At 64.0% G+C, this 22,858-nt stretch carries 22 protein-coding genes; 13 read left to right on the top strand and 9 right to left on the bottom strand.

Features of this window, described 5'->3' with window-relative positions; genetic code table 11:
- The first annotated feature begins 34 nt into the window (after window positions 1-34).
- Window positions 35-502 carry a hypothetical protein gene (locus tag MKK62_RS04400; protein WP_240262195.1) on the top strand — a complete coding sequence of 156 codons (468 nt, stop codon included), beginning with the start codon at window positions 35-37 and terminating at the stop codon, window positions 500-502.
- Between the two features lie 5 nt (window positions 503-507).
- On the opposite strand, the gene MKK62_RS04395 is transcribed toward MKK62_RS04400, so the two are convergent.
- From MKK62_RS04395 to MKK62_RS04380, 4 genes are read right to left on the bottom strand one after another with little or no spacing between them, the layout of a single operon-like run.
- A complete protein-coding gene (locus MKK62_RS04395) occupies window positions 508-1,374 on the bottom strand; it encodes an alpha/beta fold hydrolase (RefSeq protein WP_240262196.1) in 867 nt (288 codons plus the stop codon).
- A 15-nt stretch (window positions 1,375-1,389) separates the two neighbouring features.
- Window positions 1,390-1,803, bottom strand: a complete 414-nt coding sequence (locus MKK62_RS04390) for a Rieske (2Fe-2S) protein (protein WP_240262198.1) — start codon at window positions 1,801-1,803, stop codon at window positions 1,390-1,392.
- Window positions 1,804-2,949, bottom strand: a complete 1,146-nt coding sequence (locus tag MKK62_RS04385; RefSeq protein WP_240262199.1) for an amidohydrolase family protein — start codon at window positions 2,947-2,949, stop codon at window positions 1,804-1,806.
- Window positions 2,950-2,990: 41 nt separating this feature from the next.
- Entirely contained in the window at window positions 2,991-4,082 is a 1,092-nt protein-coding gene (locus tag MKK62_RS04380) for an amidohydrolase family protein (protein WP_240262201.1), read from the bottom strand.
- Between the two features lie 322 nt (window positions 4,083-4,404).
- Here MKK62_RS04380 and MKK62_RS04375 point away from each other — a divergent pair, with 322 nt between their 5' ends.
- Window positions 4,405-5,415: an acyl-CoA dehydrogenase family protein gene (locus MKK62_RS04375; protein WP_240262202.1), complete on the top strand. Its 1,011-nt coding sequence runs from the start codon at window positions 4,405-4,407 to the stop codon at window positions 5,413-5,415.
- Window positions 5,399-6,577 carry an acyl-CoA dehydrogenase family protein gene (locus tag MKK62_RS04370; protein WP_240262203.1) on the top strand — a complete coding sequence of 393 codons (1,179 nt, stop codon included), beginning with the start codon at window positions 5,399-5,401 and terminating at the stop codon, window positions 6,575-6,577. Before MKK62_RS04375 ends, MKK62_RS04370 begins: the two co-directional genes overlap by 17 nt.
- Before the next feature lie 2 nt (window positions 6,578-6,579).
- Here MKK62_RS04370 and MKK62_RS04365 read toward each other — a convergent pair whose 3' ends face one another.
- Genes MKK62_RS04365 through MKK62_RS04345 form a run of 5 tightly spaced genes read right to left on the bottom strand, consistent with a single transcriptional unit; the run spans window position 6,580 to window position 10,233 of the window.
- A complete protein-coding gene (locus tag MKK62_RS04365; protein WP_240262204.1) occupies window positions 6,580-7,011 on the bottom strand; it encodes a hypothetical protein in 432 nt (143 codons plus the stop codon).
- 42 nt (window positions 7,012-7,053) lie between these two features.
- Window positions 7,054-8,409, bottom strand: a complete 1,356-nt coding sequence (locus MKK62_RS04360) for a cytochrome P450 (RefSeq protein WP_240262208.1) — start codon at window positions 8,407-8,409, stop codon at window positions 7,054-7,056.
- Complete coding sequence (locus tag MKK62_RS04355; RefSeq protein WP_240262210.1) at window positions 8,406-8,609, bottom strand: ferredoxin; 204 nt, start codon at window positions 8,607-8,609, stop codon at window positions 8,406-8,408. The genes MKK62_RS04360 and MKK62_RS04355 overlap by 4 nt, the downstream gene beginning before the upstream one ends.
- A gap of 8 nt (window positions 8,610-8,617) precedes the next feature.
- A complete protein-coding gene (locus MKK62_RS04350) occupies window positions 8,618-9,490 on the bottom strand; it encodes a mycofactocin-coupled SDR family oxidoreductase (RefSeq protein WP_240262211.1) in 873 nt (290 codons plus the stop codon).
- A 41-nt stretch (window positions 9,491-9,531) separates the two neighbouring features.
- Window positions 9,532-10,233, bottom strand: a complete 702-nt coding sequence (locus MKK62_RS04345) for an SDR family NAD(P)-dependent oxidoreductase (RefSeq protein ID WP_240262212.1) — start codon at window positions 10,231-10,233, stop codon at window positions 9,532-9,534.
- 256 nt (window positions 10,234-10,489) lie between these two features.
- Between MKK62_RS04345 and MKK62_RS04340 the strand changes: the two genes are divergently transcribed.
- From MKK62_RS04340 to MKK62_RS04295, 10 genes are all read left to right on the top strand, one after another.
- Window positions 10,490-12,007, top strand: coding sequence for an aldehyde dehydrogenase family protein (locus MKK62_RS04340; RefSeq protein WP_240262213.1), 1,518 nt, complete (start codon window positions 10,490-10,492; stop codon window positions 12,005-12,007).
- Window positions 12,007-13,215, top strand: a complete 1,209-nt coding sequence (locus tag MKK62_RS04335; RefSeq protein WP_240262214.1) for a CaiB/BaiF CoA transferase family protein — start codon at window positions 12,007-12,009, stop codon at window positions 13,213-13,215. Before MKK62_RS04340 ends, MKK62_RS04335 begins: the two co-directional genes overlap by 1 nt.
- 149 nt (window positions 13,216-13,364) lie before the next feature.
- Window positions 13,365-14,177 (top strand): MlaE family ABC transporter permease, encoded by an 813-nt coding sequence (locus MKK62_RS04330; RefSeq protein WP_240262216.1) that lies wholly within the window; start codon window positions 13,365-13,367, stop codon window positions 14,175-14,177.
- Window positions 14,178-14,193: 16 nt separating this feature from the next.
- Window positions 14,194-15,060: an MlaE family ABC transporter permease gene (locus MKK62_RS04325; protein ID WP_240262217.1), complete on the top strand. Its 867-nt coding sequence runs from the start codon at window positions 14,194-14,196 to the stop codon at window positions 15,058-15,060.
- 12 nt (window positions 15,061-15,072) lie between these two features.
- Window positions 15,073-16,260, top strand: coding sequence for an MCE family protein (locus MKK62_RS04320; RefSeq protein ID WP_240262218.1), 1,188 nt, complete (start codon window positions 15,073-15,075; stop codon window positions 16,258-16,260).
- Window positions 16,257-17,300 (top strand): MCE family protein, encoded by a 1,044-nt coding sequence (locus tag MKK62_RS04315; RefSeq protein WP_240262220.1) that lies wholly within the window; start codon window positions 16,257-16,259, stop codon window positions 17,298-17,300. The genes MKK62_RS04320 and MKK62_RS04315 overlap by 4 nt, the downstream gene beginning before the upstream one ends.
- Entirely contained in the window at window positions 17,300-18,418 is a 1,119-nt protein-coding gene (locus MKK62_RS04310) for an MCE family protein (RefSeq protein ID WP_240262221.1), read from the top strand. Before MKK62_RS04315 ends, MKK62_RS04310 begins: the two co-directional genes overlap by 1 nt.
- Window positions 18,415-19,839, top strand: a complete 1,425-nt coding sequence (locus MKK62_RS04305) for an MCE family protein (RefSeq protein WP_240262222.1) — start codon at window positions 18,415-18,417, stop codon at window positions 19,837-19,839. The genes MKK62_RS04310 and MKK62_RS04305 overlap by 4 nt, the downstream gene beginning before the upstream one ends.
- Window positions 19,836-21,146 (top strand): MCE family protein, encoded by a 1,311-nt coding sequence (locus MKK62_RS04300; protein WP_240262223.1) that lies wholly within the window; start codon window positions 19,836-19,838, stop codon window positions 21,144-21,146. Before MKK62_RS04305 ends, MKK62_RS04300 begins: the two co-directional genes overlap by 4 nt.
- Window positions 21,147-22,853 (top strand): MCE family protein, encoded by a 1,707-nt coding sequence (locus tag MKK62_RS04295; RefSeq protein WP_240262225.1) that lies wholly within the window; start codon window positions 21,147-21,149, stop codon window positions 22,851-22,853.
- Window positions 22,854-22,858 lie beyond the last annotated feature (5 nt).

The raw sequence follows: 22,858 nt of genomic DNA, 5'->3' as shown, positions 1-22,858 counted from the left end.
CGAGGTTTCAGCTGATCGAGTTAGGCTTGCCGACATGCGAACCGCAGTCGCGCGCGTCAACGTCGACCCCGACAATGCGCTGACTCCGTTGCAACTAACCGAGGGCATGGCGGCGCTCCTCAACTATGTCGGTCGCGACGGCGTCACCGAGAAGGACCTCGGCGCGATGCCCGCCGGTCGCCGTGAGGTGGAGTTGTTGATCAGCTCTGAAGACGCAGAATCCGCCATGCAGTCGGCGATTGACCTGTGTAGCAAAGCGTTTGGCACCGAACCTGCTGCGGGGGTGGTCACCTTCGTCAGCCGGGGGACCGATGACGACGCGCACGGCGTCCTGGCCGGGTTCGGCCTCAGCGGTGACATCGTCCGCACACCGGGCGACGACGGCTTCGACATCGTCGACGTGACGTTGCGCGAAGACGACCTCGACCGCATCCCGGAAAGCCGGGTCCACACGGCGCTCGAGGCGTCGCTGAACTGCGAGGTCCGCATCCACACGGTGTAGCTGCATCACGACCCCAGGAACTTCAGGATGTCCGGCGCCGCCTGCACCCATGTGTCGAACATGTTGAAGTGCTTCACTTTGCCCTGCGCCCGTGCCTCGGACGCGCGTTCCCAGGCGTCCTCCGGCCACGGCGGGTCGATGAGCGTGGATCCCTTGATCAAGCAGCTGACTTCCAGCGACGTCCGTTTCGGGTGATCCAAGTCGTTCTCCCCGCCACGAATGATCAACGTGGGGACCTTGATTCGGTCGAACATCTCGTCGTCGACACCGGGAATTGTCTGACCCGGCTTGGAAACGAACGCGTTGAGCCAGCGCAGCATCAACTTGAGGAACTCGCCGGAGTCGAACGCGAGCAAGCGCTTCTCGTTGGCCGGATTCTCCTCGATGCGCTCGCGCCATTCCGGAACCTGGACCACGCCGTCCATACCGGTGCCGCGCACGGCCAGGATGCTCGGGATGATGTAGTACGAGCCAAGCACGAACGAGCCGTAGATGCCGCCGACGATGTTCCACACCACCAGCTTCTGCACCAGTTCGGGGTAGAGCATCGTGGTCAGCATGGAATCCCTTGCGCCGCCCGATCCGCCGGCCAGGATGCACCGGTCGAATCCCAGACCCGTCACCAGCTTGTGCAGCGTCTCGGCGCGCATATGCGATTCGCTCTGCCCATAGAACTGGACGTCCGATGCGCCGCAGTTCGGCCTGTCCCACAACAACACCCGGTAGCCGCCGGCCACCAGCGCTTCGGCCAGCGGGCGCAGCCCGGGAATCTCCTTGCTGAACCTGCCGCCGGGGGTCAGCGCGATCAAATTACCGGAATCACCGAGGATTTCGTAGACGACATTGCCACCGTTAACCTCGATCGAAGCCACAGATTCTCCTATCGATCAGGCCTGTACCAGGACGTCGTTGCCGACGACTCGTACCGGATAGGTGCGGATGCTCCACTCCGGCTTGACCGCGGTCGTGCCGGTCGCCAGCTCGAAACCCCATTGGTGCCAAGGACAGTAGATGTACTCCTTATCACGCACCATCACCGCGTCCCCCGGCGCGGTCTCGTCCACGACCGTGAGTCCGCGTGCCCGACCCGAACACAGCGGACCGCCCTGATGCGGGCAGTAGTTGGCGATCGCGTAGAAGGTTCCGTTGACGTTGTACACACCGACGCCGTGGCGGCCGATCGGGACCAATTTGTGCTTACCTGAGGGGATTTCGTCGACGGTTGCCACGACGTGCTCACGGCCCTGGGCGAGTCTGGGCTGGCCCAGCGGTGAATCGGGCCGGGTGGTTTCGTCAGGCACTCAGAGCACCCGGACCTGGCCCTCGAGGACGGGAACCGTCTCTGGAAGGTGGTATGTCGCAATGCCGTTCTTGTACATGACCGCATCCCGCGCGTGCTTGGGCAGATGCTTGACCAGCCAACGCGGGTCATCGAAGGTCCAGTGCGGGTAATCCGACGAGAACAGCAAGATCTTCTCGCACTCCATCCATTCCAGCGCCCGGGTCAACTCCGTCTTGTCCTCGGGGTAATCCAGTGGCTGCGTGGTGAACTTGATGTGCTCCTTGACGTACTCCGACGGCTTGCGCTTGATGTCGAGCCATGACTTGCGCGCGTCGTAGATCGCGTCCATCCGCCACATCAGCGGCAGGATCCAGCTGAACGCATGCTCGACGAACACGATGCGCAGCGTCGGGAACCGGTCGAAGACGCCGTCGAAGATCAGGCTCATCACCTGGTTGGCGGCCAGCAGGGAGTACGTGACCATGAAATCGTGGTTGTAGCTCGGATAGCCGACCGGGGGAGCCGGCAGCTCCTCGAAGTGACTGCGGGACAGGTGGCAGCTCACCGGCATGTCGTGCTTGGTGGCGGCGGCCCAGATCGGATCGTATTTCGGGTTGCCCCAGGGCGGCCGCGGCTCGGCCTTGATCAAAATCTGCGCCATGTAAGGATGGCCCGCCCACTTCTCGATCTCGCGCACCGACTCCTGGGGCTCCTCGATGGCCGCGCAGATCGAGCCGCGCCACCGCTCGTGCCAGTTGTTGTGGCTGTCGAGCCAGTGGTGAGCCTGCCATTCGTTCAACGCGGCCGACATTGCGTGCTGCGCCTCGGGCAGTCGCGCCGGGTAGGCCGCGGGCTCGAGGATTGCGATATCGGCTCCCGCTTCCATGATCAGCTGCCGGAAAGCCATATCCGGGTCGCTGCAAGCGAATTCACCGTCCGGAGGGAAGGCGTCGGTGCGCATCGCGTAGCTGTGCGCGTAGTCCGGGGCGTCGTAGTAGATCTGCTCACCGACTTCGCGGTTGAGGAAGTATTTGCTGCGCCACGGCTCCGGGATGTACTGGATCAGCTCGCCGCGTCGCGGTGCGGGGTGGACATCGGAGTCGACGCAGCGAACGGCGATGCGCTCCGCGGCCGGAACGCGCTCCTGCGAATGGGTCAGCGTCATATCGATCTCCTCGCTCTCCGGCGGTTCTGTCTATTCTGCGACTAGCCGGCCGCGAGATCGGCCGAAACGTCGATCCCGTACAGGTTGGCCGCGTTGCGCCAGCACACCTTCTCCCGTTGTTCGGAAGACAGCGCCTTGGGCAGTCTGTGGATGTCGCCGCATTGCCAGTGCGGGTAACTGGAGCCGAACATCACCATGTCGTCCTTGCCGGTGAAGCCGAACCACTCACCGGCGAAATCGGTGTCGCCGGGCCCGTCGAGGCTGCCTTGCACGAAATAGATGTGCCCGGGCAGATAGTCGCTCGGGATCTTTGGCGCCCATGGCGTCTGTTCGAGGTGTGGACGGCCGAAGGTGTCCATCCGCCAGATGAATGGCGTGATGAAGTCGGCGGCGCCGTCGCCCCAGACGAATTTCAACGTGGGAAAACGTTCGAAGACGCCTTCGGCGATCATGTTCATCTGGTGATACAGGTAGTTCAGCGCCATGAAGCTCACGTAGTGCTCGTAGACGCGGGTGTTGCCGTTCGGTGTCGGCGGATTGGCGATGCCCGAACCGACCTCGATGTGCGCCGCGACCGGCAGACCGGCATCAGCGGCGGCTTCCCACAACGGCCAGAACTGCGGCTTGCCGTACACCTCACGCGACTGCAATGGGACGCCGATCTGGACGACGCGCGGGTGCGAGCGCCACTTCTGGATCTCTTTGAGTGACCCCGCGATGTCGTCGGGGTTCACCCGGATGGTGCCGCGGAATCGATCGCCGAATTCGCTGTGCTCCAGCCACTTCGACACCATCATCTCGTTGTGTGCGGCGTGCAGCGCGGTGCCCAGGTGGCGGTCCGGCATGATGCCGCGTGCCATCGGGTGCAACACGGCGACATCGACGCCGCGGTTCGAAAACAGTTCGTTACCAACGAAATCCGGGTCAGAGCCTGGGTACTGGCGTTCCGGGCCCCGGGTCTTCGGGGCGTATTCGCCGCCCGGAGCGCCATACCAGTCCATTTCGTAGTCCGGAAAGCCGCGGCTCTTGAACGGCTCACGCAGAACGGAGCGCAGTTCTTTGTTTGATGAGAAGAAGATGTGCACGCTGGCGTCGATCAGTGGTGTGCGCGTCCCGTCTGGGTGCTCGATCACCTGAACCGCCTTCCGCGAGTGGACCGACTGCGTCCCGTCTGCTAGCCAAACTAACATCGCCGTTCACCGCTATTCAACGGGTTTCCCGTAAGCATTTCGATTACCCATCGTTCCTGATAGGAGCCGCATTCGGGATGTGCAGATGTGAGCGATGTTCTTGCTCAGCGATAATAGCATTCTCACTGCTAATCGACGGCGATCGGGACGCCGGCCGCCTACTCGACAGCCTGGATCGTGATCCGGCGAAGCTCGGCGAGATTGTCACTGTGCTATTAAGAGAATAATATTCTCACAGCACGTTGACGATCTAAGGAGTGGCGGAATGCTGCTGGAATTCGACGCTGATCAGCGGCTCTGGCAGGAAACCGTCCGGGACGCCGTCGGCAAGCAGTGCCCACCGGCGCTGGTCAGGGCAATCGCCGAGGACGGCGTCGACCCGGCGCCGGTTTGGAAGGCCTACGTCGAGCACGGCTGGACCGACATGAGCGACCCCGATAACGCCGTTGAATTGGCCATCGTTCTCGAAGAGCTCGGGCGCGCCACCGACCCCACACCGTTCCTGGCGACAATGACCCAATTCGCGCCGCTGGCCGGCGATCGCTTCGACCCGCAGGCGTCCGGGACCGCCGTCTACACCGGAATCACTGTGCACCGGGATGGCGAGGACTGGGTTCTGGACGGCACTGCCCGGCACGTGCTTGACGGCGACCGGGCCCAGTGGCTTGCCGTGGTGACCGATGCCGCGGTGTTCATCGTCAACGCCGACGACGCGGGAGAGCGGCTGTCTCGGCGTCGCAGCGCCGTACTCGACCCCGTGCTGCATATTGCGGACCTGACCTTCAACGGACTGCGGTTGCCGGATTCCGCGCGGGTGCGGGTCGACACCGACCGCGCTCACCACGTCGCGCTGATGGGTATGGCGATGACGATGGTCGGTGCCTGCCAACGCATTCTGGACCTGGTCCTCGACCATGTGCGCAGCCGGCACCAGTTCGGGGTGCCCATCGGATCGTTCCAGGCCGTCCAGCACAAGGCGGCAGATATGCATGTTGCGATCGAACGCGCCCGAGCGCTTGCCTACTATTCGGCGCTGACCATCGCCGGTGACGACCCGCGACGTCGACTGGCCGCCGCGATGGCGAAAGCGGGTGCGGGCGAATGTCAGTCGCTGGTCTTCCGACACGGCTTACAGCTGTTCGGCGCGATGGGATTCACCTGGGAGAACGATCTGCAATTCGCCCTGAAGCGGGCCAAGGCCGGCGAGCTCATGCTGGGCGGTACCGCCGAGCACCGCGCAAGAGTCACCGAGGAGTACCGTGCAGCTCACCTTTGATCCCGATGTCGAGGCGTTCCGCGACGAGTTCGTCGCCTTCCTCGACGAGCACGCTCCCGCCGCCGCGGCCGAAGCCGTCGAGCGGCCGAAATCGGTGTCGCACATGCCGGATTGGGCGCGTCGCTGGCAGCGCCTGTTGTTCGACCACGGGTGGTTGCTGCCCACCCAGCCACCGGAATTCGGCGGCCGTCATGCCACCGTTCTGCAGCAGTATGTGTATTTGGAGGAGCTGTGCAAGCGGCGGATCTACCACAGCTTCAACCCCCAGGGCGTCAATATCGTTGCCGCATCGCTTATTTCGTTCGGTAGCGACGAGCAGAAGCAGCGCTGGGCGGTGCCGATTCTGCGTGCCGAGATCACCGCGTCGCTTGGCATGAGCGAACCGAGTGCCGGATCCGATCTGGCCTCGCTGCGGACGAAGGCGGTGCTCGACGGCGACCACTTCGTGGTCAACGGCCAGAAGGTCTGGACGTCGGGCGCTCACGACGCCGACGTGCTGTTGACCTTCGTGCGCACCGACCCAGATGCGCCGAAGCACAAGGGGATCAGCGCACTGGTGATCCCCACCGACACCCCAGGCGTCACCCGCCGCCCGTTTGCCGACATCTGTGGCCAGGACAACCTCGACTTCAACGAGGTGTTCTTCGAAGACGTGAAGGTGCCGGCGGAAAACCTCGTCGGGCCGCTGAACCAGGGCTGGGGTGTCGCCAACGGCTCACTGGGACACGAGCGCACGATGATGTGGCTCGGCTTTGCTGATCGGCTGGACAACGTCATCACCGACTTCCACCCGTCGAACTCCCTCGAGCGTGACCAGTACGCCACCGCGATCATGGACCGACAGGCGCTTCGCTTGCTCGGATCGGTGGCGCTGGCACGAGCAGCCCGAGGGGAGGAGGACGTGCCTGCGCTGTCGGTGCTCAAGCTACTCGGCTCGGAAGCCGAGCGGCAAGCATGCGAAAACGCTTTGTCCGCAGCGGGATCCGGCGGTCTGATCCATCCGGCGCTCACCGGACCTTACGAGCCGATGAACCTCGACCATTACTTTGGCAGCTGGTTCGAGCGCTATGCCCGCAGTTTCTCCGGAACCATCGCCGGTGGGACCTCGGAGATCCAGCGCAACATCATTGCTCAGCGGGTACTCGGCCTGCCGTCTCGCTGACTTTATTCACGGACGAGGTTGAACGGCCAGCTGGCGGTGCCGCCCGGGCCGTTGCCGCAGCTCTTGTCATAGGTGGACGTCACCGAACCGCTGAGGGATACCGCGTCCCAGGTGTAGACGTCGTGTGAGGGCAGGAAGTAGACCAGGCAACGCACACCGTCGGGGACGTCGACGGTCATGGTGTACGTGCCGTTCGCCAGGTGTGCTTCGGAATACCACGGGGTCGCTTGGCCATTGGGCCTGGGCTGGGCCTGGTCCCGGAGGCAGTCGTCAGGGTGACCGGGCTCGCATGGACGCAACGCCCAGATCCACGAGTGACCGGGGTCGCGCGGGCTCTCCACCCGGTAGTTGCCATACGGCATGTGGGCATGCGCCACCGGCGACAGTGTCACGCTCGCCGCCACCAAAGCGCCGCTCAACGCCAACGACTTCACCTCGTGCCCCTTTGCGTCCGTGGGCCGAATATAGGCCGATTTTCAGTCGATGACCGCGGTTTCCTTGCGCTCGGTGATCGGGCGGGCCAGTTCCTGCTCGTCGCAGATCCTCTGCAGCTTCTCCAGCGTCTCGTCCAAGCCCGCGCCCAACCGCTTGCCGGGGGTGAAGGTAGCCGGCAGGTGGCGCATGCCCTGGATGACGCCGATGGTCTCGTAGTGCACAGTGCCCTCGGGGTCGCACTCGTAGTCCGGCATCCGGTCCAGCACCGCGGTCAGCATCGACTTGAACACCGTCCGCGCGACGTTCGAGCCGATACAACGGTGCACTCCCAAGCCAAAGCTGAAATGCCGGTTGCCTTTACGGTCGAGAATGATTTCGTTGGGTTCGTGGAACACCGAGGGGTCGCGGTTGGCCATCGCCCACGAGATCCACAGCCGCTCACCCTCTTTGAACTGCGTCCCTTCGAGTTCGACGTCGTCGGAGAAGGTGCGGCCGTCGCCCGGGGCGGGCGTGTAGTAGCGCAGGAATTCCTCGGTGGCGGAATCCAGCAAGGTGTCCCGCTCGCGGCTGAGGCGCTCGCGTTCGTCGGGATGCTGCGACAGCCACTCCATCGAGTGCGCGGTCAGCGCGGTGGTGGTGTCGAATCCACCTCCGATCACCAACCCGAGGTTCCCGAGGATTTCTATGTCCGGTGCGGGCTCACCGTCGATGCGCATCTGCAGCAGTCCGTTGACGATACCGGGACGGGGATTCTCCCTGATCTCAAGCATGTTGGTCAGAAGATCCAGCCCCATCTGCCGGTGCATGGCGACGACCTTGTCGATGTCGGGAGAATGCTCCGGGGTGTATACCGATGCGTGCACCGGTTCGCTGTAGATCGCCCAGTTCTTCAGCGGGATACCGAGCATCGCCAGTGTCAGCACCGCGGGCACGATGTTGGCCAGGTCGTCAACAAAGTCGATCCGGCCTTGCTCGATCTTCTCGTCGAGACACGCGCGGGTCACGTCGTCGATGAACGGTACCCAGCGCTTGACCGCGGCCGGTGACAGGTACGGGTTGAGTACGGTGCGGTAGATCCGGTGCTCGGGCTCGTCCATCTCGAGGATGCCGCCGCGCACACCGCTCGCTCGCTTGGCCTTCGGGATCGAAATGCCTTGATAGCCCTTGCGTTCTCCGTTGACGTCGTGGTCGTTGGACACGACCGGGCAGCGGGCGAGTTCGAACACCGCCTGGCTGCCGCCCGCCACCCAGTGGCCGTCATAGGTGTCGGTCCACGCAACCGGGCATTTCTCGTGGATCTCTTCGGTGATCTTCTCGAACTGCTCCCGATACTCCGGGGTGTGCCGGTCGAAGTGGTAGCGGTTCTTCTTGCGCTCGATATCGTCGTCGACGGTCATGCGCTCGTCTCCGTGATGAGAATCGCCTGCTCGGGGCAGGACTGTGCCGCTTCGCGAACGGCGGATTCGTGTTCTGCCGGAACGTCTTCCGCCACCGCTGAGGCGTGACCCTCGATGTCGTCGAGCTCGAAGGACTCGGGCGCGATCATCGAGCACAGCGTGTGGCCCTGGCAACGGTCTGAATCAACCCGAACTTTCATGGATTTCCTTACGCACGGTAGTCGTACCACTTGAGGTAGCCGCCGGCATCTACCCGCAGCTGCAAACCAGTCACATACCTGGCCTCGTCGGAGGCCAGCCACAGCACGGCATTGCTGATGTCCTCCGGCTCGACGAACGGAATTTTCATCGCCTGCTGCACCCCGAAGACCGGTTCGGCGTCGGCACGAGTCGGGTTCTCGAGATCAGGCCGGAACGAGCGGTACATCGGCTCGCTTTGCAGCATGGGCGTATTCGTGTTGGTCGGATGCACGACGTTGGCGCGGATGCCGAACGCCGAGAGCTCTGTCGCGAGGTCGTGGACGTAGCTCGACAGCGCGCGCTTGGAGTGCACGTAGGCCATGCCGCCCGGGTCTTTGCCCGGATTGTCCTTCTTCGAGGTGTCCATCAGTGCCGCGGTCGAACCGGTCGCCACGATCGATGCGCCCTCGCGGAGGTGGGGCAATGCCACCTGGATGGTGTTGATCGTGCCGATCAAGTTGGTGTTGATCACGTCCGTCCAGGCCTGCAACGGGGGCTGACCCTTCATGCCGGCCACACCGGCCGCGGTCACGACGATGTCCAGCTTGGCGAAGTCGGCGAGCCCGCGCTCGAGTGCCGTCTGCAGCGCCGCGGTATCGCGCACGTCGGCCTGCGCGGTCACGACTCGTTGGCCGGTCTTTTCGATCAGCCGGGCGGTCTCGTCGAGATCCTCGGGGCCGGCCATCGGATAACCGATGGTGTCGATGTCGTGGCAGATATCGACCGCGATGATGTCGGCGCCCTCTTCGGCCAGCCGGACTGCGTGACAACGGCCTTGACCCCGACCCGCGCCCGTCACGAACGCGACTTTGCCCGCTACCCGGCCCTGCGTTTCTCCCACAACTTCTCCTCTTGGATACACAACTGAAAATCGTTGGACCACTAAGTGTTTCGGCCGCCGTTGACGCCCAGGATCTGACCGGTGATGTAGCCGGCCTCCTCGGAGATCAAGAAGGCACACGCAGCGGCGATGTCCTCGGGCTTGCCGATGCGGCGCACCGGCGTTGCGGCGATGGTCTTTTCGATGTCGCCGAGGTTGCCGCGTCGCTCGGCGCTGCGCAGCATCGGGGTGTCGATGAAGCCCGGCGGCACCGCGTTGACGGTGATGCCGTTCGGCCCATATTCCAGCGCCAGCGCCTTGGTCAGGCCGTTGACGGCCGATTTGGCCGCGACGTAGTGCGTCATGAAGGGCGCGCCGGAATGCGTGCTGGAGGAGGAGATGTTGACGATGCGACCCCAACCGGCGTCGAGCATGTCCGGCAGCACGGCCTGGATCATGTGGAAGACGCCGTTGAGGTTGACGTCGATCACGCGCTGCCAGTCCGCGAACTCGATGTGGGCGAAGCGCTTGAACCCGTCGAGTCCGGCGGCGTTGACCAGCACCGTGATCGGTCCGACCGCGTCGCGGATGCCGGCCAGCGCGGCGTCGATCTGTCCGCGGTCGGTGACATCCGCGGTGAACGCGAGTTCGGTGTCCGACGGTGTGAGGTCTAGGGTCGCGACTCGGTAGCCGTCCTTGCGGAGACGCTCGGCCACGGCCAGGCCGATTCCGGAGCCGCCGCCGGTGACGACAGCCGTCCTCATCGGGTCACCGGGGCAGGGACCGTATGGCACACAAAGAATCTCCCTTCCGAATGCGAGAACCTTACTCTCGCATTGTTGCCACTCGCAAGACGGCTCAGAAACCTGCTTCTGCCTGCGGCAACGTCGTTACACAAGGGTGCGCATATCGCGCACGAGTATGGCGGTCTCGTTTCTTGCGTTTGGTTGAATTCTCGTTGTTGGAATGTAAGATTCGCCCGGGATGAGAATGCAATTATCCACGTGTTGAGGAGCGAAAATGCCACCGCAGGATGCCGCCATTGCCACCGTGGGCACTCGGCCCTCGACGGATAGCGAGCCGAACCGGCGGCTGCTGATCGACGGTGAGCTCGTCAACGCCGAACACGTCTTCGCATCGGTCAACCCTGCCACCGGTCAGGTCATCGGGCATGCCCCCGACGCCGGCATCGCCGAAGCGCAGCGGGCGATAGCCGCTGCGCGACGAGCGTTCGATACCACCAACTGGTCGACCGATGCCGAATTCCGGATCCACTGCCTCGACCAGCTGCACCAAGCGCTGCTCGACCACGCCGAGGAGCTGCGCGAGCTGACCATCGCCGAGGTCGGTGCGACCCGCGCACTCACCCAGGGCGCGCAGCTCGACGAGCCGATCAAGATCGTCCGCTACTACGCCGACGTCCTGCGCGACTACTCGATGAGCGAAGAGCTCGGAGAGATCGAGTCCCGGGGCATACGCCACCGGCGCTGGGTAGAGAAGGAAGCCGCCGGCGTGGTGGGCGCGATCATCGCCTACAACTACCCGAACCAGTTGGCACTGGCCAAGCTGGCTCCGGCACTCGCGGCGGGGTGCACCGTCGTCCTCAAGGGGGCGCCGGACACCCCGCTTGTCACGCTGGCGCTCGGCGAGCTGATCGCCGAACACACCGACATCCCGCCGGGCGTGGTCAACGTGCTCAGCTCGTCGGATTCAGCAGTCGGTGAGGCGCTGACCACCAGCCCGCAGGTCGACGTCATCACCTTTACCGGGTCGACGCCGGTCGGGCGCCGGATCATGGCCGCGGCGAGCGAGACGGTCAAGCGGGTCTTTCTCGAACTCGGCGGGAAGTCGGCGGCGATCCTGCTCGACGACGCCGACTTCGCCGGCGCCAGCGTCTTTGCGGCGTTCTCGATGGTCACCCATGCCGGCCAGGGTTGCGCGTTGACGTCAAGGCTGCTGGTGCCCAGGACTCATCACGACGAGATCGTCGAGTTGATCGCGCAGAACTTCGCCCACGTCAGGCACGGGGATCCGGCCGACCCGAAGACGTACATGGGGCCGCTGATCAACGAACGCCAGCGCGACAAGGTCGACGACATGGTGCAGCGCGCGATTGCCGACGGCGCGACGCTGGTCACCGGTGGTAAGCGCCTGGACCCCGGCTACTTCTATGCGCCCACACTGCTCACCAACGTCGACCCCGACAGCGAGATCGCGCAGCAGGAAATCTTCGGACCGGTGCTCGTCGTCATCGCCTTCGACGATGACGACGACGCCGTGCGGATCGCCAACAACTCCATCTACGGCCTGGCCGGCGCCGTGTTCAGCGCGGACCAGGATCGGGCGTTGTCGGTCGCGCGCCGGATCCGCACCGGCTCGTTCTCGATCAACGGCGGCAACTACTTCAGCGCCGACGCGCCGTTCGGTGGCTTCAAGCAGTCCGGCGTCGGCCGCGAGATGGGCGTCGCGGGTCTGGAGGAATTCCTGGAGCGCAAGACCTTCGCCGTCCCGGCCGGTAGCGGCGAGGGCGCGGCCTGATGGCGGGGCCGCTGGAAGGCATCCGCGTCCTGGAGGTCGCGATGTACGGGTTCGTCCCGTCCGCGGGCGCCGTGCTGGCCGAGTGGGGCGCCGACGTGGTCAAGGTTGAGCACGCGGTGACCGGCGACCCGCAGCGCGGTCTGCGGCAGACCGGTCTGCTGCGCGTCGAGGGCGACCCCAACCCGAACATCGAGCACGCCAACCGCTGCAAGCGCAGCATCGGCCTGGACATGTCGGTGCCTGAGGGCAAAGAGGTGCTCTACGAACTGGCCCGCCGCTCCGATGTTTTCCTCACCAGCTTCCTTCCCGGTCACCGGAAGAAGTTCGGCATCGACGTCGACGACATCCGTACGGTCAACCCGAACATCGTCTACGCCCGAGGCAGCGCCCTAGGTCCACGCGGCGCGGAGTCGGAAAAGGGTGGCTATGACATGACCGCGTTCTGGTGCCGTGCCGGAACCGCCGCCACCATCACCCCGCCCGGCACCGAGGGCATGGTCGGTCCTCCCGGACCGGCCTACGGCGACACCATCTCCGGAACCAACCTGGCCGGCGGCATCGCCGCGGCCCTGCTCAAACGCGAGCGCACCGGCGAACCGTCTGTCGTCGACGTCTCGCTGCTGGGCAGCGGGTTATGGTCGATGGGGCACACCGTTGCCCTGACCATGCACCTGAACGAGCGCATGGAAGCCTTCCCGCCCGGGGTGCACGGATCACCGATCAATCCGTTGGTGGGCCTGTACGCGACATCGGACGGCCGCTACATCTCCTTCGTGATGATGCAGGCGGGCAAGTTCTGGGCCGACGTCTGCCGGCACATCGACCAACCCGAACTGGCCGAGGATCCCCGGTTCGACACCGGCGAGAAGATCGCTGCCAACACCGCCGAGGCCGTCGAGATATTGAGCAAGGCAATCGCCACGCGCACGCTGGCGGAATGGAGCGAGCGCTTCGCCACCCTCGCCGGCCCGTGGGCGCCCGTGCAGGACACGTTGCAGGCCGCCGGCGACGCTCAAATCCGGGCCAACGAATATCTGGTGCAGGCGGGCGAACTCGAATTGGTCGCCAACCCGGTGCAGTTCGACGTGGCCGCTCCGGTCTCGGGACCGGCGCCCGGATTCGCCGAGCAAACCGACGACATCTTGCAAGAGCTCGGGCTGGACTGGGACCGCATTATCGAGCTCAAAACTATCGGTGCCGTCACTTAATTCGGAGGTCCCCCGGTTGTCAATTTTCACTCCCGCCGCACACGGCATGGGTCATAATCGCCGGACGCTTCGAAAAGTGGGAGTCGTCCGGCCCGTCCTACTCGAGAGCGTGGGATCACGCGAACGATACGGAGAAACGGTGGCGTCCGATGGCGACTAAGGGTGCGGAGCGCTGGTCTACCGGGATCAGCTTGCCCAACGGCATTTCCGGTGCGGCGCAAGCGATCGGCGGGCTGTTTGCTATGAGCGCCGATGCGGTGAAGTTCGCGTTTCGCCGGCCGTTCCAGGGGCGTGAATTTCTCGAGCAGTCGTGGTTCGTCGCGAGGGTGTCGTTGGCGCCCACGTTGCTGGTCGCCATTCCGTTCACGGTGCTCGTCAGCTTCATCCTGAACATCCTGCTGCGAGAACTGGGCGCCGCCGACCTCAGCGGTGCGGGAGCGGCATTCGGCGCCGTCACCCAGCTCGGACCATTGGTAACGGTGTTGATCGTGGCCGGTGCCGGCGCCACGGCGATGTGCGCGGATCTCGGTTCACGCACCATCCGCGAAGAGATCGACGCGTTGGAAGTGCTTGGCATCAACCCGGTTCAGCGCTTGGTGACGCCGCGGATGCTCGCCGCCGGCCTTGTTGCACTCTTGCTCAACAGCCTGGTTGTCATTATCGGAATCGTTGGCGGCTACGTGTTCTCGGTCTTCGTGCAGGACGTCAATCCTGGCGCGTTCGCCGCGGGGATCACGTTGCTGACCGGGGTGCCCGAGGTGATCATCTCGTGCGTCAAGGCGTCGTTGTTCGGCCTCATCGCCGGTCTGGTGGCGTGCTATCGGGGACTGACTATCTCCGGGGGTGGCGCCAAGGCGGTGGGTAACGCCGTCAACGAGACCGTCGTCTATGCGTTCATGGCGCTGTTCGTCGTCAACGTGGTCGTCACCGCCGTCGGCATCAGATTCAGCATGAAGCAATGATGTTGAGGCAGAACCCATGACTGTGCTGAAGACGCTGAGGGCCACCTACCCCCGTGCGTTCCGCGTGCTCGGTCAGTGGCGCCGTCCCATCGGCACCCTCACCTCGATCGGCGACCACGCCGTGTTCTACGGCAAGGCGTTGGCAGCGATACCGTTCGCGGTCACTCGCTACCGACGGGAGATCATTCGACTGGTCGCCGAAATCAGCATGGGCGCGGGCACGTTGGCGATGATCGGTGGAACGGTGGTGATCATCGGCTTCCTGACACTGGCCGCCGGCGGCACCCTGGCGGTGCAGGGTTACAGCTCGCTGGGAAACATCGGCATCGAGGCGTTGACCGGATTTCTGGCGGCCTTCATCAACGTTCGTATCCTCGCGCCGGTGGTCGCCGGAATCGGTTTGGCGGCCACCTTCGGGGCGGGCGTGACCGCGCAATTGGGCGCCATGCGGATCAGCGAAGAAATCGACGCGCTGGAGTCGATGGCGATTCGGCCGATCTCGTATCTGGTCAGCACGAGGATCGTGGCGGGCATGCTGACGATCACGCCGCTGTACAGTATCGCGGTCATATTGTCGTTCCTGGCAAGTCAATTCACCACGGTGGTGTTGTTCGGGCAGTCAGGCGGCCTCTACGACCACTACTTCGACACTTTCTTGAACCCGATCGACCTGTTGTGGTCGTTCATGCAGGCGGTGTTGATGGCCCTCGCCGTTCTTCTCATGCACACCTACTACGGGTTTTTCGCCTCCGGCGGCCCCGAAGGTGTCGGGGTTGCCACCGGCAACGCGGTGCGTACGTCGCTGATCGTCGTGATCTCGGTGACGCTGTTGGTGTCGCTGTCGATCTACGGCTCAAACGGAAACTTCAATCTCTCGGGATAGGGAACACACGCCATGCCCCACAACGGGATACGCGCGCTGACGGGTCTGGTGACCGTCGCGGTTCTCGCCGCGATTGTTGCGGTCGCCGTGGGCTTGTTCCAGGGCAGCTTCACCCAGAGCGTTCCGGTGACCGTGTTGTCGTCACGCGCCGGCCTGGTGATGAACCCGGACGCCAAGGTGAAAATGCATGGTGTGCAGGTCGGCAAGGTCGATTCGATCGACTCGCGGCCCGACGGTCAAGCCGTGCTGCACCTGGCGATGTACCCGTCCGAGATGCATTTGATTCCGGCCAATGTGCTCGTCGACCTGACGCCGCCAACGGTGTTCGGCGCCAAGTTCGTCGAGCTGGTCCCACCGGCTGAACCCTCGGCCCAGGCCCTGCACGCCGGTCAGGTGCTCAACAGCCAACACGTCACCGTCGAAGCCAACACGGTGTTCAAACAGCTGACGTCCGTGCTGAATACGCTCGACCCCGCGAAGCTGAACGAGACCCTTGGTGCTGTCTCGCAGGCGCTCAGCGGCCGGGGGGAGAAGATCGGTCAGGCGTTCAGCGACCTCGACAACTTCTTGGCGAAGTTCCAGCCGAGCCTGCCCGCGTTGAGCAACGACATCGCGATGTCGGCGCCGGTCTTCCACGCCTACGGCGATGCGTCGGCGGATCTGCTGAAGACGCTCAACAATTCGGTGCAGATCAGCAAGTCGATCGTCGACGAGCAACGCAACCTCGACGAGTTGCTCATCAGCGCAATCGGTTTGGCCAACGTCGGTAACGACGTGCTGGGCGCCAACCGTAAAGCGTTGACGAACGTCTTTCACCTGCTGGCGCCGACCACCGATCTGCTCAACGAATATGCCCCGGCGCTGACTTGCGCCATGCAGGGCGACGCCGTTCTCGCGAAGGCACCGCCGCTGCCGGAACCAAGCATCGCGATTTCAGCCAGCCTCACGTGGGGTACCGAACGCTACCGATATCCGGCCAACCTGCCCAGGGTCGCCGCGACGGGCGGTCCGCACTGCATGGGTCTTCCCCACCTTCCGTTCAACAGCACGGCCAAGGTCCTCATCGCCGACACGGGAGCGAACCCGGCGGGATATGGAAACCAGCAACTGCTGCTCAACTTCGACGGCCTCAAGCAGTTGCTGTATGGGCCAATCGACGGCCCACCCCGCAACCCCGCACAGGTCGGACAACAGGGATGAGGGGCTCACTGCGTGCCACGCTGATCAAGTTCGGCGCCTTCGCCGTCGTGATGTCGGTGCTGACCGCCTTCTTGTTCTTTACCTTCGGGCAGTACCGCACCGGCGCGGTCACCGGTTATTCGGCGGTGTTCAACGACGCGTCGCGGTTACGGGCCGGGGACTCGGTGCGCGTTGCCGGTGTACGGGTCGGCACCGTCAACGACGTTTCGTTGCAACCGGACAAGAAGGTCGTAGTGAAATTCGACGCCGACCGGTCGGTCGCTCTGACCGACGGCACCAAGGCGGCGGTTCGCTACCTCAATCTGGTCGGCGACCGTTACCTCGAATTGGTCGACGGTCCGGGATCGACCAAGCGGCTGCCTGCCGGGGGGCAGATCGCGCTGAGTCACACGGCTCCGGCGCTCGACCTCGATCTACTGCTGGGCGGGCTGAAACCGCTTATCCACGGGCTGAATCCACGGGATGTCAATGCGTTGTCGTCGGCGCTCCTGGAAGTATTCCAAGGCGAAGGCGGTACCTTGCAGTCGCTGTTCAACAAGTCGACCTCGTTCACGAACACATTGGCCGACAACGACCAAACGATCGAGCACCTGATCGACAACCTCAACACCGTGGCCGAAACCCTGAACAAAGATGGCGGCCAGTTCTCTGGGGCGATCGACCGCCTCGAAAAGCTGGTCACCGGATTGGCCAACGACCGGGACACGTTCGGTCCTGCCATCGACGCCCTGAGCACCGGTACGGTCACGCTGGCGGACCTGCTGGGTAAATCACGGAAACCGTTGGGCGCCACCATCGAGCAGCTCCATCGGTTGGCGCCGAACCTGGACGACGACAAGGACCGCCTCGACGCCGCGTTCCAGAAGGCACCCAGGAACTATCGAAAGCTGGTCCGGCTCGGCGTTTTCGGCGCCACCATCCCGTACTTCTTGTGCCAGATCACGCTTCGGGGCACCGACCTTCAGGGCAAGACGGTCATCGCACCCTGGTTCCGGTCCGATGCGCAGCGGTGTGAAGAACCGGATCCGGAGGGGCACTGATGCTGAAGTACCGCGGCGCCGCGTTGATCAAGGCCGGATTCATCGGCTCCGTCCTGATCGCGATGGTGATCCTGGTGGGGTTGTCACCCGACCGCATTCTGTCGTTGGCCACCGACGTTCGTTACCAGGCGATTTTCTCCGAAGCGGGCGGCCTCGCCGTCGGCAACGCGGTAACTGTCTCCGGGATCAAAGTCGGGACGGTGTCGGATGTTTCGCTGCACAACGGCGACGCGCTGGTCACCTTCATGATGAAGGGCAGTGTTCCGCTCGGCAAAGACACCAGCGCGCACATTCGCACCGGCACCCTGCTGGGCGAACGCGTGCTGACTTTGGAGTCATCCGGCAGTGGCACGATGCATCCGCTCGATGTGATTCCGATTTCGCGCACCTCGTCGCCGTATTCACTGACCGAAGCGGTCAGTGACTTTACGGCCTACGCGGACCAGACAAACACTGCGACGTTGAACCAGTCACTCGAGACCTTGTCGACCACGCTCAACCAGATCACCCCACAGCTGGGACCGACCTTCGACGCGGTCACCCGGTTGACGCGAAGCCTCAATGCCCGCAACACGAGCCTTGCCGACTTGTTCAAGAGCGCCAGTTCCGTCACCGGAATCCTGTCCGAGCGCAGCCAACAGGTGAACAGGCTGATCCTCAATTCTGACGATCTGCTGCAGGTCTTGGCCGGACGCCGGAACGAAATCGTTCAACTGCTGGCTGCGACGTCGAACGTGTCCAAGCAGCTATCCGGATTGGTGCATGACAACGAAAGCAAGTTGGCGCCGGCGCTGCAGAAGCTGAACTCGGTGACCGCGGTGCTGGAAAAGAACCGGGACAACTTCGAGAAGGCGTTACCCGGCCTCGCCAAGTTCGAAATCACTGTTGGCGAAGCCATCTCCAGCATGTACGCCTACTCCGCTTTCGTTCCGAACTTCCTTGTGCCACAAATCTTCCAACCCTTCCTCGACTACCTGTGGGGATTTCGGACATTTGACACCAGCAAGGGCCCGGGTTTCCCGTCACCGGTACCGCGGTCGTTGGTTCCGCAGTTGTACAACGGAGCTCCGGAGTGCCCTGGTTGTACCCTGGGTGGTCGGATCGGGGGTGGGCAATGAGCCCTGGTATCCCGCGCAACCGGCTCACCGCGGTCGCGGGGGTCGTACTCGCGATACTGCTTCTGGGTGGGGCGGCCTTCGTCGTCCGGCAGATCTTCTTCGGCCCGAAGACGATCACCGCGTACTTCACGTCGGCCACCGCGATCTATCCCGGCGACCAGGTGCGAGTTTCCGGCGTCAAAGTCGGCACGATCAAATCCATTGAACCGCAGGGTACAAAGGCAAAGATGACGTTGCACGTCGACCACGACGTGCCCATCCCCGCGGACGCGAAAGCGGTGATCGTCACCCAGAACCTGGTTGCCGCCCGCTATGTCGAACTCACTCCGTCGTATCGCAGCAGCGGCCCGGTGATGGCCGATGGCGCGGTGATCCCGGTCGACCGGACGGCGATTCCGGTGGAGTGGGACGAGGTCAAGTCGCAATTGATGCGATTGGCAACGGATTTGGGCCCGAACGCCAAGGTGACGACACCTGCGGTATCTCGTTTCATCGACAGCGCCGCCAACGCGCTGTCCGGTGACAACGGTGACAAGCTGCGTCAGACACTGGCCCAACTGTCCGGGGTGGCACGGACCATTGCGAACGGCAGCGGCAACATCGTCGACATCATCAAGAACCTGCAGACGTTTGTTACCGCGCTGCGCGACAGCAACATTCAGATGGTGCAATTCAACAATCGGCTGGCGACGCTCACCAGCGTCGTGGATGACAACAAGTCGGATCTGGATGCGGCGCTGAACGACCTCTCGAGCGCGGTGGGCGAGGTGCAGCGCTTCATTGCCGGAACGCGCGACGAGACGAGCGAGCAGATCGATCGGCTCGGCAAGGCAATTCAGCCCCTGGTGGATCAGCACATGGCGCTGGAGAACATTCTCCACGGCGCACCAACCGCGCTGAGCAACTTCTTCAACGACTACAACGCCGATACCGGAACGATCGTGGGCGGGTTCGGGATCATGGACTTCGCCAATCCGGTCGCGTCGGGATTGATAGCCCCGATTCCCATCCCCGGGTGTGCGCAGGTGCAGGCGATCGAAAACGTCACCGCCACCGAATCAGGCAAGCTGTGTGCGCTATTCCTCGGGCCCGGGCTGCGGGTGCTGAACTTCAACAGCCTGCCGATCCCGATCAACCCGTTCATTCAGAAGGGGATTGACCCGGCAAACGTCGAGTACACCGAAGACCGGCTGGCACCAGGCGGCGCGGGCCCCAAGCCCGGACCGCCCGAAACCCTGCCCGCGATATCGGCGTACACCGGTCTGAACGGTGACTCGGTGGTGCCCGGACCTGCGCCGTCGGTACCGCTGCCACGGATACCAGGCGCCGCGATGCCCGAACCCCCACCGCCGTCCACACCGGTGCCGCCGCCGCCGAGCCTGCCCGGCATGCTTCTGCCGGCCGAAGCGGGGCACCCATGACCCCCACTCGACGTGTCGTGCGGCGCGTGGCCGCCATCGGATGCTGCGTGATGCTGATGAGTACCGGGTGCGCTTTCCACGGTCTCAACTCGCTGCCACTACCCGGAGCCGTGGGACGTGGGCCGGACGCAGATATCTATCACGTTGAACTGTCGAATGTCATTACCATGGAATCGAATTCGCCGGTATTGGTCGGTGACGTCGTAGTCGGCAGTGTCGGCCCGATGACGGTGAAAGACTGGCATGCCGACGTCGAGATCTCGGTCAAGCACGACCTGGTCATCCCGGCCAACGTCGAAGCCAGCGTCGGCCAGACGAGCCTGTTGGGCTCCATGCACCTGGAGCTCAATCCACCGCTCGGACAGCCCGGCGTGGGCCGGCTTCGGCCGGGCGCCACCATCCCGCTGAGCCGATCATCGACCTACCCCTCGACCGAACAGACGCTGTCGTCGCTGGCGCTCGTCGTCAACGGTGGAGGACTCGGGCAGATCGGCGAGATCATCCATAACTTCAGCGCGGCGCTGGCGGGCCGTGGCGGCGCTGTCCGCGACTTGATCAACCGCTTCGACACGTTCGTAGGGACGTTGGACGAACAACGCGACAACATCGTCGAGTCGATTCGGGCCTTGGACCAGATCGGCGGCACCTTCGCGGCTCAGCGCGACGTGATCACGCAGGCACTGCGCAAAGTTCCACCCGCACTTGATGTGCTGATCAAGGAGCGGCCGCGGCTGACGGCGGCGCTGGATGCGTTGCGCAAGTTCAGCAACACAACCACGGGCCTGATCAACGACACTCAGGCTGACTTGGTCAGGAATCTGAACAATCTGGGTCCGACCGTCAAGGGACTCGCCGACGTCGGACCGGATATCGATTCGGCGCTCGCGGCGTTGACGGTCTTCCCGTTCACCCAGAACTTCGTCGACCGCGCCGTGCGCGGCGACTACTTCAACCTGCACGTGCAGTTGGACCTGTCGATTCCTCGCCTCAAGCGAGGACTGATGCTCGGGACGCATTGGGGGCAAGTCGGCGAACAGCAGATACCCGCGCCGGGCGATCCGCCGTACCTGCAATACACCCGCGACCCGTTGCACGCGGGCTTCGGGCCGCCGCCCGGTAGGCCAGGGACCGCTCCTGCACCCGCTGGCGTGCCGCCGGCGGGCCCCCAGGCCCCGCCGCCGCCCGGAGCTGCTCAGCCGAATCTCCAATTCAGTGCGCCGCTACCCGGCCCGGCCGCGCCGGCACCGGGATACGGTCCGCTACCCGGACCCGCGCCGAATGCCGCAGCGACGGAGGGGAGCAGGTAGATGCTGACGCGCTTCATCCGGATCCAGCTGCTGCTCTTCACCGTCGTGGGCATCGTCGGCGTGGTCGCCATGGTGCTGTTCTACATCCAGGCACCGATGCTGCTCGGTATCGGCCGGATGACCGTGACGGTCGAACTGCCCGCTACCGGCGGGCTGTACCGGTTCTCCAACGTGACCTATCGCGGAGTGCAGATCGGCAAGGTTACCGGTGTGTCGCTCACCGCGAAGGGCGCAAAGGCGACGCTGTCGATTGACAGCTCCCAGCGAATCCCGGCGAACCTGAAAGCCGATGTGCTCAGCGTCTCCGCGGTGGGCGAGCAGTACGTGGATTTGCAACCGCGCACCGATTCGGGACCGTACCTGCACGATGGCTCGGTAATTGCCATGCACGACACCACGATTCCGCAAGCGGTCGGGCCGATGCTCGACCAGCTGAGTGCCTTGGTGAAGAGCCTTCCGCAGAATAAGATCGGCCAACTGCTAGACGAGTCCTTCAGAGCGTTCAATGGGGCCGGCTACGATCTCGGGTCGCTGACCGAGTCGACATCGCGAATCTCGGCTGACTCCAACAACATTGTCGACCGGACCCGCTCCCTTACTGAAGACTCGCAGTCGCTGTTGAACGCACAAGCGCAAACAACGGGCTCCATCCGGACGTGGGCACGCAGCCTCGCCGGGATCTCGGATGTGCTGAACAACGACGACTCCAAGGTTCGAACTATTCTGCACGAGGGACCCGGCGCGTTGGACGAGGCGTCGCGGCTCTTTCAGCAGATCAAGCCGACGCTGCCGGTGCTGCTTGCCAACCTGACCACGATCGGACAGATCGGCGTCACCTACCATCCGTCGATTGAGCAGCTGCTGGTGTTGTTACCGGCTTCGGTTGCCTACGAGCAGACCGCCGCGCCACAAAACTGGCCCGACGGGCAGGCCCGGGGTGACTTCGCGCTGACCATCGATGATCCGCCCATCTGCACGGTCGGCTTCCTGCCGCAAAGTCAATGGCGATCGCCGGCTGATCTCAGCGACATCGACACCCCGGACGGTTTGTATTGCAAATTGCCGCAGGATTCGCCGCTGGCGGTACGGGGCGCTCGCAACTACCCGTGCATGGGACACCCAGGTAAGCGCGCGCCCACTGTCGAAATCTGCAACAGCGACAAGCCGTACATGCCGTTGGCGATGCGTCAGCATGTGCTTGGCCCGTCTCCCCTGGATCCCAACCTATTGGCGCAGGGCGTCCCGCCTGACGATCGGGTGACCGCCGACAAACGGATCTTTGGCCCGGTCGAGGGAACACCGCTGCCGTTGGGCGCCGTTCCGCGCGGAGCACCGCCGGGACCGCGGGGAACGAACCCACCACCGGGCACATTAGGCGCTGCCGCGCCGCCGGCACCGTCGGCAGCCAACATGTCCACTCAGGCGGGCGATTTCCCGTCGATTGCGCCGCTCGACGTGGCGCCGCCGGCTGCCGTGCGTCGGCCGTCACCGCCACCGAAGCCGCCGGCCGTGATCGACGGTGGCGGTTCGCATGCGGCCCCGAGTTCGTTCGAGGGCAAGGGAATTCAGCCCGTTCCGCCAGTCGCTGTCGCCTCGTATGATCCGCGGACCGGTCGCTACATCACCTCGGACGGCAAGTACTTCCAGCAGTCAAACCTGGCAGCACCGACGGCGCCGAAGAAGTGGCAGGACCTGTTTCCGACATAGCGTCG

Origin of the sequence: Mycobacterium paraterrae (genome assembly GCF_022430545.2) — a bacterium.
Lineage (GTDB): Bacteria > Actinomycetota > Actinomycetes > Mycobacteriales > Mycobacteriaceae > Mycobacterium > Mycobacterium paraterrae.
This window is presented reverse-complemented; position numbering and strand designations above follow the sequence as displayed.